This is a genomic window from Nocardia transvalensis NBRC 15921 (assembly GCF_000308875.1).
Lineage (GTDB): Bacteria > Actinomycetota > Actinomycetes > Mycobacteriales > Mycobacteriaceae > Nocardia > Nocardia transvalensis.
In genome coordinates, this window is record NZ_BAGL01000003.1 from 42,603 (window position 1) to 57,307 (window position 14,705).

15 protein-coding genes and 1 tRNA gene are annotated in these 14,705 nt (G+C 69.1%); 9 read left to right on the top strand and 7 right to left on the bottom strand.

The annotated features are described in order from the left end of the window. The first annotated feature begins 126 nt into the window (after positions 1–126). Positions 127–675 carry a putative glycolipid-binding domain-containing protein gene (locus ON41_RS02290; RefSeq protein WP_040744725.1) on the top strand — a complete coding sequence of 183 codons (549 nt, stop codon included), beginning with the start codon at positions 127–129 and terminating at the stop codon, positions 673–675. 10 nt (positions 676–685) lie between these two features. Here ON41_RS02290 and ON41_RS02295 read toward each other — a convergent pair whose 3' ends face one another. Next, on the bottom strand, positions 686–1,639 hold the full coding sequence (locus ON41_RS02295; protein WP_040744691.1) for a prephenate dehydrogenase: 954 nt from the start codon (positions 1,637–1,639) through the stop codon (positions 686–688). A 58-nt stretch (positions 1,640–1,697) separates the two neighbouring features. On the opposite strand from ON41_RS02295, the gene ON41_RS02300 reads away from it, so the two are divergent. The 3 genes from ON41_RS02300 (at position 1,698) to ON41_RS02310 (ending at position 2,845) form a co-directional block, all read left to right on the top strand. Then, a complete protein-coding gene (locus ON41_RS02300) occupies positions 1,698–2,237 on the top strand; it encodes a tRNA adenosine deaminase-associated protein (protein ID WP_040744692.1) in 540 nt (179 codons plus the stop codon). Between the two features lie 12 nt (positions 2,238–2,249). Continuing rightward, positions 2,250–2,702, top strand: a complete 453-nt coding sequence (locus tag ON41_RS02305; RefSeq protein ID WP_040744726.1) for a nucleoside deaminase — start codon at positions 2,250–2,252, stop codon at positions 2,700–2,702. 55 nt (positions 2,703–2,757) lie between these two features. Then, positions 2,758–2,845, top strand: a tRNA-Ser gene (locus tag ON41_RS02310). Between the two features lie 97 nt (positions 2,846–2,942). Here the strand turns inward: ON41_RS02310 and ON41_RS02315 are convergent. Next, positions 2,943–3,554 carry a TetR/AcrR family transcriptional regulator gene (locus ON41_RS02315; RefSeq protein ID WP_040744693.1) on the bottom strand — a complete coding sequence of 204 codons (612 nt, stop codon included), beginning with the start codon at positions 3,552–3,554 and terminating at the stop codon, positions 2,943–2,945. 100 nt (positions 3,555–3,654) lie between these two features. Between ON41_RS02315 and ON41_RS02320 the strand changes: the two genes are divergently transcribed. Both ON41_RS02320 and ON41_RS02325 read left to right on the top strand, forming a co-directional pair. Further along, positions 3,655–4,785, top strand: coding sequence for an FAD-dependent oxidoreductase (locus ON41_RS02320; RefSeq protein WP_040744694.1), 1,131 nt, complete (start codon positions 3,655–3,657; stop codon positions 4,783–4,785). Positions 4,786–4,796: 11 nt separating this feature from the next. After that, complete coding sequence (locus ON41_RS02325; RefSeq protein WP_218003335.1) at positions 4,797–5,405, top strand: DUF3159 domain-containing protein; 609 nt, start codon at positions 4,797–4,799, stop codon at positions 5,403–5,405. A 94-nt stretch (positions 5,406–5,499) separates the two neighbouring features. On the opposite strand, the gene ON41_RS02330 is transcribed toward ON41_RS02325, so the two are convergent. Genes ON41_RS02330 through ON41_RS02340 form a run of 3 tightly spaced genes read right to left on the bottom strand, consistent with a single transcriptional unit; the run spans position 5,500 to position 7,640 of the window. Then, a complete protein-coding gene (locus ON41_RS02330; protein WP_040744727.1) occupies positions 5,500–6,078 on the bottom strand; it encodes a P-loop NTPase family protein in 579 nt (192 codons plus the stop codon). 7 nt (positions 6,079–6,085) lie between these two features. Continuing rightward, positions 6,086–6,394 carry a DUF6374 family protein gene (locus ON41_RS02335; protein WP_040744696.1) on the bottom strand — a complete coding sequence of 103 codons (309 nt, stop codon included), beginning with the start codon at positions 6,392–6,394 and terminating at the stop codon, positions 6,086–6,088. Positions 6,395–6,431: 37 nt separating this feature from the next. Beyond that, on the bottom strand, positions 6,432–7,640 hold the full coding sequence (locus tag ON41_RS02340; protein WP_246829434.1) for an FAD-dependent oxidoreductase: 1,209 nt from the start codon (positions 7,638–7,640) through the stop codon (positions 6,432–6,434). Positions 7,641–7,778: 138 nt separating this feature from the next. On the opposite strand from ON41_RS02340, the gene ON41_RS02345 reads away from it, so the two are divergent. Next, entirely contained in the window at positions 7,779–8,714 is a 936-nt protein-coding gene (locus ON41_RS02345) for an LLM class F420-dependent oxidoreductase (RefSeq protein ID WP_040744698.1), read from the top strand. A 15-nt stretch (positions 8,715–8,729) separates the two neighbouring features. Here the strand turns inward: ON41_RS02345 and ON41_RS02350 are convergent, their stop codons facing one another. Together ON41_RS02350 and ON41_RS02355 are read right to left on the bottom strand one after the other, a co-directional pair. Beyond that, positions 8,730–11,036: an MMPL family transporter gene (locus ON41_RS02350; protein ID WP_040744700.1), complete on the bottom strand. Its 2,307-nt coding sequence runs from the start codon at positions 11,034–11,036 to the stop codon at positions 8,730–8,732. Positions 11,037–11,246: 210 nt separating this feature from the next. Then, positions 11,247–13,637 carry an MMPL family transporter gene (locus ON41_RS02355; RefSeq protein ID WP_040744701.1) on the bottom strand — a complete coding sequence of 797 codons (2,391 nt, stop codon included), beginning with the start codon at positions 13,635–13,637 and terminating at the stop codon, positions 11,247–11,249. Positions 13,638–13,845: 208 nt separating this feature from the next. Between ON41_RS02355 and ON41_RS02360 the strand changes: the two genes are divergently transcribed. Continuing rightward, positions 13,846–14,496: a TetR/AcrR family transcriptional regulator gene (locus tag ON41_RS02360; RefSeq protein WP_083905081.1), complete on the top strand. Its 651-nt coding sequence runs from the start codon at positions 13,846–13,848 to the stop codon at positions 14,494–14,496. Then, positions 14,480–14,705, top strand: a 226-nt coding sequence (locus tag ON41_RS02365; RefSeq protein ID WP_040744703.1) for an RrF2 family transcriptional regulator, incomplete at its 3' end; no start/stop codon positions are given. The genes ON41_RS02360 and ON41_RS02365, both read left to right, overlap by 17 nt.

Consider the following 14,705-nt stretch of genomic DNA (forward strand, 5'->3'; position numbering starts at 1 on the left):
CGCGCGGGCGTCCGGGCCCCCGTCACTTACGGTAGAGAGGTGAGCAATCCAGCCCAGGGCAATTCGTCGGCCGCCCCGGCGGGCGGCGGGAGCGTCGGCACTCCGGCGGTATCCCGCTGGCCGGCGATGCTCACCTGGCGGGCGCACAACGCCTCCCGCATGGAGTCGGTGCGAGTGATCCTCACCGGCAACAGGATTCGTGCCTCCGGCCGCATCATCGCCGGCGAATGCGAGGACCACCCGGCCTTCAGCGCGTCCTACGACCTGGTCACCGACGAGAGCGGCGTGACCAAGCGGCTGTCGCTGCGCAGCACCGTGGCGGCCGGCGAGCGGCACGCCTCGATCGCCCGCGACGAGGAGAACTACTGGCTCATCGACGCCGGCGGTAACCACGTCCGCTCCACGTTCGGCGGCGCGCTGGATGTCGACGTGGTGCTCAGCCCGTTCTTCAACACGCTGCCGATCCGGCGCTACGGCCTCGCCCAGGCCACTGAGGACGTGCAGGTCCCGGTGGTCTACGTGCGCCTGCCCGACCTCCAGGTACAGGAGGCGAGCCTGACGTACTCCAGTGGCGCCGACGGGATCCACGTGCTGTCGCCGGTGTCCAGCGCGACGGTGACCGTGGATTCGGACGGGCTGCTGCTGGACTATCCGGGTCTCGCCGAGCGCATCTGACCTGGGCGAATCAGTGGTCCAGGCGGCGAATCACGCCGCCGCGGCGGCCCGCGTCGCGCAATCGGTCCAGCCAGTCGTGGTCGCCCGGGTGGATGTCGGTGATCTCCCAGCGTTCCAGGGTGTCGTAGCGGTCGCGCTCGCTGTAGCCCGCGTCGGCGAGTTCGCCGAGGGTGCCGTCGGCGGCCAGGCTGTCACGGGCCGCGTTCAGCAGGCGCAGCGTGTCGTCGAGGGCCTCCAGCAGCGCGGCGGAATTGGGCTCGCAGATCGCGCGCACCAGATCCGCCGAGGTCGCGGCGACCCGCGTGCCGTCGCGGAACGATCCCGCCGCGAGCCCCAGGGCCAGGTCGCCGCCGCCCGCCCCGGCCACCGCGAGCGCCTCGGCGAGGACGTGCGGCAGGTGCGAGATGCGCGCGACGGCCCGGTCGTGCTCCTCGGCGACCACCGGCACCAGGTAGGAACCGCAGTCGAGGGCGAGCCGGGCCACTCGCATCCACGGCTCGGCGCGCGTGCCCGGATCGACGCCGACGGCCCACGCCGCGCCCTCGAACAGGCCGGGGGTCGATGCCGCCCAACCGGATTCGGCGGTCCCGGCCATCGGATGCCCGCCCACGTACCGCGCGCTCAGCTCGTGCGCGCGCACGGCCGCGGCCACCGGCGCTTTCACACTGACTACATCGGTGAGCGGGCAGTCCGGGGCGAACAGTTTCACGTCCGAGAGAATCGCGTCGACGGCAGGCATGGGGACGCCCACGACCAGCAGCGCGTCGGCCGCGGCGGCGCGGGCCAGGACGGCCTCGATATCGTCGCTCACGTCGAATCCGTCCGACCGCGCGGCCCGGACGCCGGTCGCCGAACGGTTGAATCCCCAGGATTCATAGCCCGCGGCGACGGCCGCGCGCAGCACCGAACCGCCGATCAATCCCGTTCCCAGCACGCATACGGCTGAATTCCGATCGCCTGTCATCCGATCAGATTCGCATACGACTTCAACATTTCCGCCCAAGCGGACTACCGTTGCGGCCATGGCAGCACAGCGCTCGAGCACGAACAGGGCGGCGTCGGACGATTATGACGATGTCGAAGGGTTCGCAGTGGCGGTTGTCCGCGAAGAAAGCACCTGGCGATGCAGCCCGCTCAGCCCCGCGGCACTCAACAGTTTGTCGGCAGCCGAACACGAACTGCGCGCACTGCGCAGTACGGGCGCGGTGTTCGGTCTGCTCGACGTGGACGACGAATTCTTCATCGTTTTGCGCCCGGCGCCGACCGGCAGCCGCCTGCTGATCTCCGATGCCACGGCCGCGATCGATTACGACATCGCCGCGGACGTGCTCGAGGCGTTGAATGTCGAGATTCCCGATGTCGACCCCGACGAACTCGACGACATCGAGCCCTGGGAGGAGGGTGACCTCGGCGTGCTCGCCGACCTGGGCCTCCCCGAACCGGTGCTCAGCGTGATCCTCGCCGAAACCGACCTCTACCCGGACGAACAGCTCAGCATGATCGCCCAGCGGCTGGGCTTCACCAGCGAGCTGGCCGAGGTGCTGGACAAGCTCCCGCGCTGAGTGGTGGCCGCACTGTCCGACGAGGATTTGGTGCGTGCGGCGCTGGCCGCCGCGGCCGAAGCCGACCCCCGGGACGTGCCGGTCGGAGCCGTCGTATTCGACGCCTCGGGGCGAGAACTCGCGCGCGCGGCGAATGCGCGTGAGGCGCTCGGCGATCCGACCGCCCACGCCGAGGTCCTGGCCCTGCGCCGGGCCGCCGCGGTCGCCGGTAACGGCTGGCGTCTGGAAGGCGCCACCCTGGCCGTCACCCTCGAGCCGTGCACGATGTGCGCGGGCGCGTTGGTCCTGGCCCGCGTCGAGCGCGTGGTCTTCGGCGCCTGGGAACCCAAGACCGGCGCCGTCGGCTCCCTCTGGGACGTCGTCCGTGACCGCCGTCTCAACCACCGCCCCCAGGTCCGCGGCGGCATCCTCGAAACCGAATGCGCCGCAACGCTGGACGCCTTCTTCCACACCCAGCGCCCCTGACCTCCGCCTCCCGACGATTTCGAGATTCCCGCCCCCGTCCGGTAAAGTCACCGGCGGTGGCGTGTCCGAGCGGCCTAAGGAGCACGCCTCGAAAGCGTGTGAGGGGTAACCCCCCTCCGAGGGTTCAAATCCCTCCGCCACCGCTCTCGCTCCCCATCTGCACTACAGATGGGGAGCTTTTGTCTGCGCGGAGGGGGAGCGAGAAGGCCCTGCCGTCCGAGCCGGATCCGAGGACCGCGTTCACGGTGGTGGTGGTGTTCGTCCGGTCAGGCAGTGCTGCACGAGCGGGCCGAATCGGGTGACGAGTTCGTCGACGGACGCCGAGGCGATCGGTTCGATTCGCGCGATGTACCGCGCTACCGCGAGGCCCAGGATCTGGACGTTGACCATGCCGGCCCGGAGTGCGGCGTCCGGTGTGTCGAGCATCGCGGCGAGCCGGTCGGTGATCTCCCGGTCGATGAACTCGCGCAGCAGCGTTCGGGATTGGTCGTCGGTGGGCGCCCACCTGGTCAGCATGACGAGTGGGGCGCGGTCGGACCGGTCGAGGTTCTCCAGGAGCGTGCGGACGATGCGCTCGCCGATGGCGTCGAGGTCGGCGGTGAAGATCGACTCGATGGCGGGCGGAACGTTCTCGGCCATGTCGATCGCGGCGGCGAACAGGCCCTGTTTGGTGCCGAAGAAATAGAACACCATCGCCGGGTCGACCTCGGCCGCGGTGGCGATCGCGCGCACGGTCGTGCCGCGGTAGCCGTTCCGGCCGAACAGGTCGCGGGCGGTTCGGAGGATCCGCTGCTTGCTCTCCGCGCCGGACCGCCAGCGCCCGGGACGGCTGTGGGTGCCTTGTTCTGTCATGACCGCCGCAGCCTAACAGGCTTTCTTCATCGTTCGGTGGAGTTTTATGACGACTCGCCGTAGTGTGTTCTTCATCGTTTGATGAAGAAAGGTCGGCGGGATGAAGGTGATCGTGGTCGGCGCGGGTCTGGGCGGGTTGACGCTCGCGCACGGATTGCGCCGCGCGGGGATCGATGTCGCCGTGTACGAGCGCGACGGGCTGCTGGGCCGTCCGCAGGGCGTCAGCCTGCATGTCGACGACCGAGGCGCCGCGGCGCTGCGAGGCTGCCTGCCTCCGGAGCACGTCGCGATGGTCGAGGCCACGATGGGCGGGCCGCGCGAACAGACCCTGAACCTGTCCGAAGTGGATGGGGTGCTCACCGTCGTGGGCGCTCGGTCGCTCGACGGCGAACCGGGCGGGGCGCGGCCGGGGCGTCAGGTCCATCGTCCGCTGCTGCGTGCGATATTGCTGACGGGACTGGAGGGCGTGGTTCGGTTCGGGGCGGAGTTCACGCGGTTCGAGCAGCGAGCCGACGGCAGCGTCCGGGTGTGGTGTGCCGACGGAAGCACGGATACGGCCGACGTGTTGGTCGGCGCGGACGGGATCGGCTCGGCGGTCCGCCGCCAGTACCTGCCGCACGTGCGGGTGGTCGACACGGGACAGCCCATGCTCATGGGTGCGACCCCACTGCGGGCCATGGCCGGTACCGGGCTGCCCGAGCTGATCGGCGACAGCCCCGCCGTCGCGCGGGTCGGCGGCACGATGATGGTGCTGGGCGTGCTGCGGTTCACCGAGTCTCCCCGGGCCGCGCGGCAGCGATGGCTGCCCGCTCTGCGCATCGGCGCGGTCGCCGAGGCCGAGGACTACGCGATGTGGGCCTTGCCCACCACGCGGGAGCGGCTCGGTTCGGCCGGGGTGTGGCGCCGGGCCGTGGAGTTGACCGCGGCCCTGCCCTCGGCCCTGCGGTCGGTCGTCGCCGAGGCGTGGCAGGACGTCACGGTCGCGCTGCGAAGCGGGGTGATCCCGCCGATGCCCGCCTGGCCCGCCGGCCCGGTGACGGTCGTCGGCGACGCCATCCACCTGGCTCGCGGCTTCGGCGGCAACCTGGCGATGCAGGACGCGCACCGCCTCTGCGAGGCGCTGGTCGAGGTGGGTCGCGGCCGGCTCGCCCTGCTCGAAGCGATCGGCGCCTACGAGGACACGATGCGCCGCGACAACTTCACCTCTGTCGCGGCGAAGGCGGGCATATGAGCCTCGGCAGCATGTTGACGCAGCAGTCGCTGTCGTTGTTCGCCGCGGTGGGCGGTTGGCGCACGGTCGCCGAAGGAGTCGCGTCGCGGGCGCTGTTCCTGGTCGCGTATCTGCTGACCGGGCAGGTGCCGACGTCCGCGCTGATCGCGGTCGGCGGGGTGCTGGCGTTCGGGGTCGTGCGGCTGTGCACCGACCGCAAGGTCTGGCAGCCGGCGCTCGGGTTGCTCGTGGTCGGGGTGTCCGCGCTGGTGGCCGGGAGCACCGGAAACGCGGCCGACTTCTACCTCGTCGCCGTCCTCTGGCAGGCAGGCGGCGGCATCGTGTTCTTGACGTCCATACTCGTGCGATGGCCGGTCATCGGGTTGGTGATGGGCACGGTGCGCGGTGGCGGCCGAGCCTGGCAGCGTGATCGCGGGCAGCGGCGGCGCTACGACATCTGCACCGCGGTATTTCTGGCGAAATTCGCCCTCGCCACGGCAGTGCTGTGGCCGCTGTACGCGGCCGGAGCCGTGATCCCACTCGGCATCGCCGCCACGCTCCTGGGCGGTGCGCCCGCGCTGGGCGTCTGCGTCTACCTGTGCTGGCGGGTCCTACGCGCCGATCCACATATCGCTCAGTGATCCACAGCGGCGATCAGGTGCCGCCGTGCATGTGACACTGCGGCACAACATCTTTCGACACGGAAAGTGAGCCAGATCCGTTTCGTTCGTCCGGTCAGGGCTCCCGGGTACGCGAGGGCATGTCCGCCGAGGGAGCGAGGCCGGACAGGAAGCGGCGGGTGTCGCGGTGGGAGCGGAGGCGGATGAAGTCGATGTGGCGGTAGGCCGGGTCGGCTTGGGCGATGGTGTAGCGGAGGCGGTTCTTGGGGTGGGTGCGCCAAGCCCACACGATTACCGAGCGTTCGGGGTCGAGGGACAGAAGGTGGCGCACCGGTTCTCGGTTGCCGTTCCACAGCTCGCGGGCGGTGAGGGCGCGGATCAGGGTGCGGCGGATGATCTGGGCCATGACGAGCCAGCGCGGGAGGTCGAACCAGACGACCGTGTCGGCGCGGCGCCAGACCAAGTCGCCGAGTTTGCCCTGGTAGTTGCCGTCGGCGACCCACGCGGGCAGGGCGATCCGCTCGGCGACGGCCGCGCGGAAATCCTCGGCGGGCATCGGCGTCCAGTTTGCCTGGTGGTGGATGGCGTCGAGTTCGATATGCGGGATACCGAGCCGGCGGGCGATGTGAGCGGCCAGCGTGCTCTTCCCCGACCCTGAGGTACCTACTACCGAGATCCGGCGCTCCCTGCCCACCGGGGCATTATCCACTCGTGAGGTGGCCCGCCATCCGGGTTCGGCCGGATGGACGCCAAGGCGGTATGGCGGGATACCGGGGATCGGCGGTGCGCAGGGCTGGCGGCGGCTCGACGCGAGGTGCGGGAGTAGGGGGCTGCGCGGGCGGCTGGTCGGCCAGCTCGGTGAAGATGCGGAGCCCTTCGGCGACCTTGCCGGACATGACATTCAGCTGCTCGGCGGACAGATTCGTGCTGGTGGCGGCGGCGGAGGCCAGGTGGTCGCGCACCTGTTCCAACCACAGCTGGGCGAAGTGGATGTGGCGGTCGAGAGGCATGCCGCCACACTACTCCGATTCGAACACAAGTTCGATATCAATTGTTGGCGCGTTGGATCGCCCTGTGAACCAGGTGCCGGATGCCGGGGAGCTGGATGGCGCGGAGCATGAGTTCGGCGGCCCGGACATGCGCGCGCGAGGGCGGGGCGAAGCGGCTGATTCCCTTGCGGGCCAATGCTTGTCGCTTGCGGACCTCGGGACGCAGCCCGGCCTCCCAGTCGTCGAGGGCCGCGGGAATGTCGTCGCCGTGTGCCTCGAGGGCGGCGCCGAGCCGATCCGCGCCGTCCAGGGCGAGCGCCGCGCCGTAGCCGGCGAAGACGGTGACGCACCACGCGGCGTCGCCGACCAGGACCACGCGACCGCGGCTCCAGCGGTCCATGACGATCTGGCCGACCGAGTCGAAATAGGCTCCGTCCGGGTCGATTTCGAGCAGGCGCAAGGCGTCGGCGACACCGCCGCCGAGGTCCCCGAACGCCCGGCCCAGCGCGGACACCGGACCGAGGGCCAGGTCGCCCGCCGGATCGGGGCAGCGATAGGTGAAGAACGCCGAGGATCGATCCGGTCCGAGATTCATCACCGCGGCCGTGCGCCGGGGGCCGATGAACGTGGCGCCGACGCCGTCCGGAACATGCTCGGGCACGGTGTCGAGAGGAAACGCGCCCACCATGTGCCCCAGGTCCACGAGGTGGTCCGCCTCGGGCCCGAAGACGAGTTCGCGGATCCGGGAGTGCACGCCGTCGGCCCCGACGAGAAGTCCGGCCGACAGGTGGGTGCCGTCGTCCAGGGTGACGCCCACGTCCTCGCCGTCGTCGGTGATCGATCGGACGGTGGTGCCGAAACGGATATCGGCGAAACCGGCCACCGCGTCGTACAGCGCCGACTCCAGATCGCCGCGGAACAGGCTCAGCGCCCGGCTGCCGACCGCCTCCTGCGCGACGGCGGCCGGAATCGCGAACTTCTCGCGCCCGTCGGCGTGGACCAGGATCGAGGTGAAGAACCCGATATCTTTCGGGGCCAGCGCGGGCAGCAGCCCGAGCCGTTCGGCGGCGTCGTATCCGGGCCCGTGCAGGTTGACCAGGTAGCCGCCGCTGCGCCGCGCCGGAGCCCGCTCGACCACCACGACCTCCCAGCCCGCCTGACGCATCCGCAGCGCGGCGGCCAGTCCGGCGATTCCGGCGCCCACCACGACCACCCGCTGAGTCGCTACTCCGGCGTCACGATGCGCCGCGTTGTCGATCCCTGTCACTGCCTGCTCCTGCATCGCTCCGGTGTCGGCGAAAGCCGCTCTCATCGTCAACTAATAGTTGACGATGAGTTGTGCGTCAACCGATAATTGACGCCGTGCCGGTGCGACACACATCCCATGAATCTGTAGGTTGGAGCCGTGGACCTACGGATCTTCACCGAACCTCAGCAGGGCGCGACCTACGACGACCTGCTCCGCGTCGCCAAGGCGACCGAGGACGCGGGTTTCGACGCGTTCTTCCGTTCCGACCACTACCTGAAGATGGGCGGCGTCTCCGGCCTGCCCGGGCCGACCGACGCCTGGATCACGCTGGCCGGTCTGGCCCGCGAGACCTCCCGGATCCGGCTGGGCACGCTGGTCACCGCCGCCACCTTCCGGCACCCGTCGGTGCTGGCCATCTCGGTGGCGCAGGTGGACCAGATGTCCGGCGGCCGTATCGAATTCGGCTTCGGCGCCGGCTGGTTCGAGGACGAGCACACCGCCTACGGCATCCCGCTGCCCGATGTGCCGGAACGGTTCGACCGGTACTCCGAACAGCTCGAGGTGATCACCGGGCTGTGGAAGACGGTCGAGGGCGAATCCTTCAACTACCTGGGCAAGCACTACACCCTGGTCGATTCACCGGCCCTGCCCAAGCCCGTGCAGCGGCCCGGCCCGCCCGTGATCATCGGCGGCATGGGCAAGAAGCGGACCCCGGAGCTGGCCGCCCGCTTCGCCCACGAGTTCAACCTGCCGTTCACCGATCCCGCCACCGCGACAGCGCAATTCGAGCGAGTGGACGCCGCCGCGCGGCAGATCGGCCGCGACCCGGGCGACATCACCCGGTCGGCCGCGCAGGTGTTGTGCGTGGGCCGCGACGAGGCCGAGATCGCCCGCCGTGCCGCCGCCATCGGCCGCGAGGTCGGCGAACTGCGGACCAACGGCCTCGCCGGGACCCCGGCCGAACTGGTCGACAAGATCGGCCGCTACCGCGAGGCGACCGGCATCACCCGCCTCTACCTCCAGGTCCTGGACCTGCCCGACCTGGACCATCTGGAACTGGTCGCCACCGAGGTGGCGCCCCAGCTGGGCTGAACGAAACGCGAAGACCTACGAACCGACCGGCACCGTGGGCTTCGATTCGTCGGCCGCGTTCAGCTCGTGCAGCCGCGCGCCCTCGACATCGATATCCGGCACGATCTTGCTGAGCCAGGAGGGAATCCACCAGGCCCACTTGCCCATCAGGATCAGCAGCGACGGGATCAGCACCATCCGGACGATGAAGGCGTCGAACAGCACGCCCGCCGCCAGCGCGAAGCCCATCGACTTCGCCGTGGTGTCGGATTCCAGGATGAACGAGCCGAAGACGAAGATCATGATGATCGCCGCCGACGAGACCACGCGGGCGCCGTGGTGGTAGCCCCTGATCACCGCCTCCTTCGGCGTCTGCCCGTGCACGAACTCCTCGCGCATGCGGGTCACCAGGAAGACCTGGTAGTCCATGGCGAGCCCGAATACCAAGCCGATCAACATGATCGGCAGGAAGCTCACGATCGGCCGTGGTTCGTCGACCAGGCCGAGCGCGCCGTCCTGGAATATGAGCACGGTGGCGCCGAAGGTGGCCGCCATGGACAACAGGAATCCCAGTGCCGCGGTGAGCGGGACCAGCACCGACCGGAAGACCGCGATCAACAGCAGGAATGCCGCGCCCGCCACGATCGCCAGATAGGGCACGATCTTGCTGAGCAGGGCGTGGTCGACATCGGCGTAGATGGCGGTGGTGCCGGTGATGCCGTACTCGATGCCGTATTGCTCGCGCAGTGACTGCTCGGCGTCGCGGGCATCGCGGACCAGATCCTTGGTGTCCTGGTTGTTCGGACCGGTCTTGGGAATCGCGTTGAGCAGCGCGCCCGCGCCGTCCTGGCTGAGCTGTGGCTCGGTCACGTAGTCCATATCCGGATAGCCGGACAGCTTGTCGCGCAACGCCTGCACCGCAGTCGGCCGCTGCTCGGGCGCGACGCCGCCGAGTTCGGCGACCACCATCAGCTTGCCGTTACTGCCCTCGCCGAAACCCTCGGTGCGCAGGTCGTAGGCCTTCCGGATGGTCAGATCCTTCGGCATGCTGTCCTCGCCGGGCAGGCCGAGCTGCATATGCGTGGCGGGCCCGGCGGCCAGCGCGAGCACGATGATGCTCAGCACCAGCGCGACGGCCGGCGCCTTGCCGATCAGCCGCGCCACCCGCATGCCGTTGGTGACGGAGTCGTCGTCCTCCGGATCGTGCTGGGCGATCACCGGCAGCTTCGGCTTGAACAGGAACCGGCCGAACGCGCCGAGCAGCGCCGGCATCAGCGTGATGGCGGTGAGCACCGCGAACGCGGCGGCCAGCGCACCGCCGAGGCCCATGAACGTCAGGAATCGGATACCGACGATGGCGAGGCCGACCAGCGCGATGATGACCGTCCCGCCCGCGAACACCACCGCGGCCCCGGCCGTGCCCAGCGCGGTCCCCGCCGCCGCTTCGGGCGAATCCTGCACGGCCAGTTCGTGTTTGTAGCGGGAGACGATGAACAGCGCGTAGTCGATCGATAGCGCGATGCCGATCATGGAGGCGAGGAAGGTGGTGAAGCTCGGCACCGAGAGGAACGAGGTGCCCAGCATGATCACCGACATGGTCACGCCCAGCCCCACGATCGCGGTGATGATCGGGACGAACGCGGCGACGATCGCGCCGAAGGCCACGATCATGACGATCAGCGCGAAGCCCATGCCGATCATCTCCGACTTGCCACTGGGTTGCTGCTGCTCCATCGCGATGGTGCCGTCGAGTTCGACGGTCAGACCGGCCGCGCGGGCGCCGTCCGCGATGTCGTACGCAGCCTTGCGGTCGTCGGCGGTGACATCGGTGAACTGGGTGATGGTGAACGGAACCGTCAGCACCGCAACCGAATCCGGGTCGGTCTTGTTCAGCACGTTCAGCGGCGCGGCGCTGCACTTGGACGAGAACTCCGCGGTGCCGCGGTCGGGCGTCACGCAGCCCATGGTCTCGGCGGCGGCGACCGGATCGGTCAGCGGCTTGCTGTGGTCGACGATGCCGAGTGCGCCCAGCTCGGCGATGAGATCCCCGATCGCCGCGCGGTAGGCCGGGTCGGTGAGCTTCTGCCCGTCGGGCGCCGCGATGACGTAGGTGCCGGTGACGGCGTCGAACTGGAACGCCTCCGACATGCCCGGGAAATGCTTGTCCAGAATGTCGGTGGCCCGCTCCGACGGCAGATTCGGGATCGTGAAGTCGTTGGTCATCGGCTTGCTGAGCTGGCTCCCCAGCCCACCGACCACGAGGAACAGCACGATCCAGACGGGTAGGACGATCCATTTGCGGCGGAACGCGAACCTGCCCCACCGGTACAGATATACGGACACGAGCGTCTCCTTGCGGTCTGTGGGCCGATAGACGAAACGCCGAGCTGGTGAAGAACTGGTACGAGTCTGCTGCGTAGTAGCTACAAGATCAAGGTCCGCCCCCGGAACGGCGTCGGCCCCCACCTGGAAAGCGGTGGGGGCCGACGTGGCCGAATCGAGTTGGGGCCCGACGTGGCCGAATCGGGTGGGTCCCGACGTGTCCGGTTCGGATCAGCCGACGGGAACCGGCTGCTTCTCCGACTCCACGTCGCGGTCGCGCTGCCGCAGCTCGCGCAGCTTCGTGCCCTCGACGTCGATATTCGGCAGGAGGCGGTCCAGCCACTTCGGCAGCCACCAGGCCCACTTGCCCATCAGCACCAGCAGCGACGGGATGAGCACCATCCGGACGAGGAACGCGTCCAGCAGCACGCCCGCCGCCAGCGCGAAGCCCATCGACTTGGAGGTGACATCGGGCGCCAGCATGAATCCGCCGAAGACCGAGATCATGATGATCGCGGCGGAGGTCACCACGCGGGCGCCGTGGTGGTAGCCCTTGACCACGGCCTCCTTGGGCGACGCGCCGTGCACGAACTCCTCGCGCATACGGGTCACCAGGAAGACCTGGTAGTCCATGGCGAGCCCGAATACCAAGCCGATCAACATGATCGGCAGGAAGCTGATGATCGGGTGGGTGTCCTTGATCAGGCCCAGCGCGCCCTCCTGGAACACCAGCACGGTGACGCCGAACGTGGCCGCCATCGAGAGCAGGAAGCCGAGCGCCGCCGTCAGCGGTACCAGGATGGACCGGAAGACCAGCACCAGCAGCAGGAACGCGGCGCCGGCGACGATCGCGAGATACGGGACGATGCTGGACAGCAGCACGTGGTTCACGTCCGCGTAGATCGCGGTCTGGCCGGTGATGCCGTAGGTGATCCCGTACTCGGCCTCCAGCTCGCTCTCGGCGTCGCGGGCCCGGGACACCAGGTCCTGGGTCGCCTCGCTGTTCGGGCCCGACTTCGGCACCGCCATGAACAGTGCGGCCTGCCCGTCCTTGCTCTGCTGCGAGGTGGTCAGGTAGTCCATGTCCTCGTAGCCGCCGAGGCGGTCACGCAGGGCCGTCAGCGCGTCGGCGCGCTGGTTCTCGGGGGCCCCGGACAGGTCCGCGGCCACGACGAGCATGCCGTTCTTACCCTCGCCGAAGCCCGCGGTCTGGAGTTCGTACGCCTTGCGCATCGAGGAACCCTCGGGTGCGCTGTCGCCGCCGGGCAGGCCGAGGTTCAGGCCCGCGGCGGGCGCCGCGAGCAGGCCGAGCACGATCACGCTCAGCGCGAGCGTCGCGGCGGGCACCTTGGTGATCAGGCGTGCGAACCGTATGCCGTTGGTGACCGAGTTCTCGTCCTCGGGATCGTGCTTGGCGACCAGCGGCACCTTCGGCTTGAACAGGAAGCGTCCGAACGCGCCGATCAGGGCGGGCAGCAGGGTGATCGCGGCCATGATCGCGAAGGCCGCGGCGATCGCGCCGCCGAGTCCCATCATCGTCAGGAATCCGACGCCGACGACGCTCAGGCCGAGCAGGGCGATGATGACCGTCAGACCGGCGAACACCACCGCGCCGCCGGCCGTGCCGACCGCGGTTCCGGCGGCCTCCTCCGGCGAATCCTGCACGGCGAGTTCGTGTTTGTAGCGGGAGACGATGAACAGCGCGTAGTCGATCGACAGCGCGAGCCCGATCATCGACGCGAGAACCGGGGTGAAGGTGGGGATGGCGGTCAGCGAGGTGCCGGTCAGGATCAGGAACGCGGCACAGGCCACGCCGACGAGGCCGGTGATGATCGGGACGAACGCGGCCACGATCGCGCCGAAGGCGATGATCATCACCACCAGCGCGACGCCGACGCCGATCATCTCCGACTGGCCGGACTCCGGCTGCTCCTGCGCGATGGAGCCCGTGAGCTCCACGGTCAGACCGGCCTCGCGGGCGACGTCGGCCACGGCCTTCGCCTCTTCCCGGTGCTCGGGCTTGATGTCGGAGAAGCTCGCCATGGTGAACGGGACGTCGATGACGGCGACCGTGTTGGCGCGCGTCTCGTTCAGCACGTTCAGCGGTGCGCCGCTGCACAGCGCCTTGTAGTCGGGGGAGCCGCGGCCGTCGAGGCAGCTCGGGCTGGGCGCCGGCGGCGACTGGCCCGGCTTCAGCGTCTTCATCGCCTCGGCCTGCTGCTGGGCCGCCTGCTGGGTGGCCGGCATCAGCGAGGTCGTGGTGACCGGGTCGGTGATCGGCTTGCTGTGGTCGACGATGTCCAGGGCGTTGAGCTTCTGGACGAACGCCTGCAGGGCCGCGTGGTTGCCGGTATCGGTCAGCGTGCCGTTGTCCGTGGACACGACGTAGGTGCCGGTGATGGCGTCGAGCTGGAACGCCTTCGACATCTCGGGCATGTGCTCGTCGAGGATTTCGGTGGCCCGCTCGGACGGCAGGCCCGGCATCGAGAACTTGTCCTCGAAGGGCTTCATCGAGGCCGCGCCGAGGCCTCCGAGCAGCAGGAATATCAGCAGCCAGACCGGGAGGACGATCCATTTCCGGCGGAAGGCGAACTTGCCCCACCGGTAGAGGTATACGGACACGAGCGGGTTCTCCTAAGCGAATAGCCGGGTTGTGTGCTGCGTTCAGGCCCCGTAGACAGCACCTCGCGGCCGCTCTGACGCGGGCCGCCTCCACCTGACGCTTTGTGCCTACCGTGCGGTAGGTAGACTACCGAGCGGTAAGCGGAGGAACAACCTCAATATTCGGGGCTTCACCCGCCGAACCGGATCGTGATGAGAGGATCATCCCATGAGAGCCCGTAGTGCTTCCGGAAACGTCGTCGCAGGTGGGAGCACCAAAGATGCGATCCGGAACGCCGCAATCAGGCTTTTTTCGAGTAAAGGATTCGATCACACGAGCCTGCGCGAGGTCGCAGATGCGGTAGGAATCACAAAAGCCTCCCTCTACTATCACTTCGCCTCGAAGCAGGAATTGCTGCTCGCGATTCTCGAGCCGATCTTCGACGACCTGAACGAGGTCGTGGCGGGCCTCCCCGAGGTGACCTACGGTCCGGAGGGCATTCGCGAGGTGCTGCGCCGCCAGCTGCACGCCCTGCTGCGGCACCGCACCGCGGGCGCGATGTGCGTGCGGGATACGGTCGCGATCATCAACGCGATCGACAACCGCTATCCCGACATGATCGAGATGCACCGGCAGCTGAGCACCTGGCTGGCCGGACCGGACCCCTCCGCCGAGCACCGGCTGCGGGCCAGCGCCGCGCTCGAGGTCCTCGGGACGGCCCTCTGGTCCGACGAGATGAATCCCGATACCGGCGACGAGCTGATCGAGCGGGTGCTGCTGGACGCCGCGCTGGGCGTGCTGGGCGCCGGCGCCGAGCGCCAGGCGCCTCCCGCCAGGGTCGAGGTCGTCGCGGGGAGCGGCCGTGCACATCAGCGCTAGGGTCGACTACGCCGTCCGGATCCTGCTGGAAATCGCTCGCGCGCAAGCGGATTCGGTCAAGGCCGACACGCTCTCCGCCGCGCAGGCGATCCCGCCCAAGATCCTCGAATCCACCGCCGCCGAACTGCGCCGCGCCGGGCTGGTGACCAGCCGCCGCGGGCCCGACGGCGGCTATCGGCTGGCCCGGCCCGCCGACGAGATCAGCGTGG

What these genes read in the sequence shown, in the direction of transcription:
- ON41_RS02290 (WP_040744725.1), top strand. Translation starts at nt 127, where the DNA reads ATGCTCACCTGGCGGGCGCACAACGCCTCCCGCATGGAGTCGGTGCGA.
- ON41_RS02295 (WP_040744691.1), bottom strand. Translation starts at nt 1,639, where the DNA reads ATGACAGGCGATCGGAATTCAGCCGTATGCGTGCTGGGAACGGGATTG.
- ON41_RS02300 (WP_040744692.1), top strand. Translation starts at nt 1,698, where the DNA reads ATGGCAGCACAGCGCTCGAGCACGAACAGGGCGGCGTCGGACGATTAT.
- ON41_RS02315 (WP_040744693.1), bottom strand. Translation starts at nt 3,554, where the DNA reads ATGACAGAACAAGGCACCCACAGCCGTCCCGGGCGCTGGCGGTCCGGC.
- ON41_RS02320 (WP_040744694.1), top strand. Translation starts at nt 3,655, where the DNA reads ATGAAGGTGATCGTGGTCGGCGCGGGTCTGGGCGGGTTGACGCTCGCG.
- ON41_RS02325 (WP_218003335.1), top strand. Translation starts at nt 4,797, where the DNA reads ATGTTGACGCAGCAGTCGCTGTCGTTGTTCGCCGCGGTGGGCGGTTGG.
- ON41_RS02335 (WP_040744696.1), bottom strand. Translation starts at nt 6,394, where the DNA reads ATGCCTCTCGACCGCCACATCCACTTCGCCCAGCTGTGGTTGGAACAG.
- ON41_RS02360 (WP_083905081.1), top strand. Translation starts at nt 13,846, where the DNA reads ATGAGAGCCCGTAGTGCTTCCGGAAACGTCGTCGCAGGTGGGAGCACC.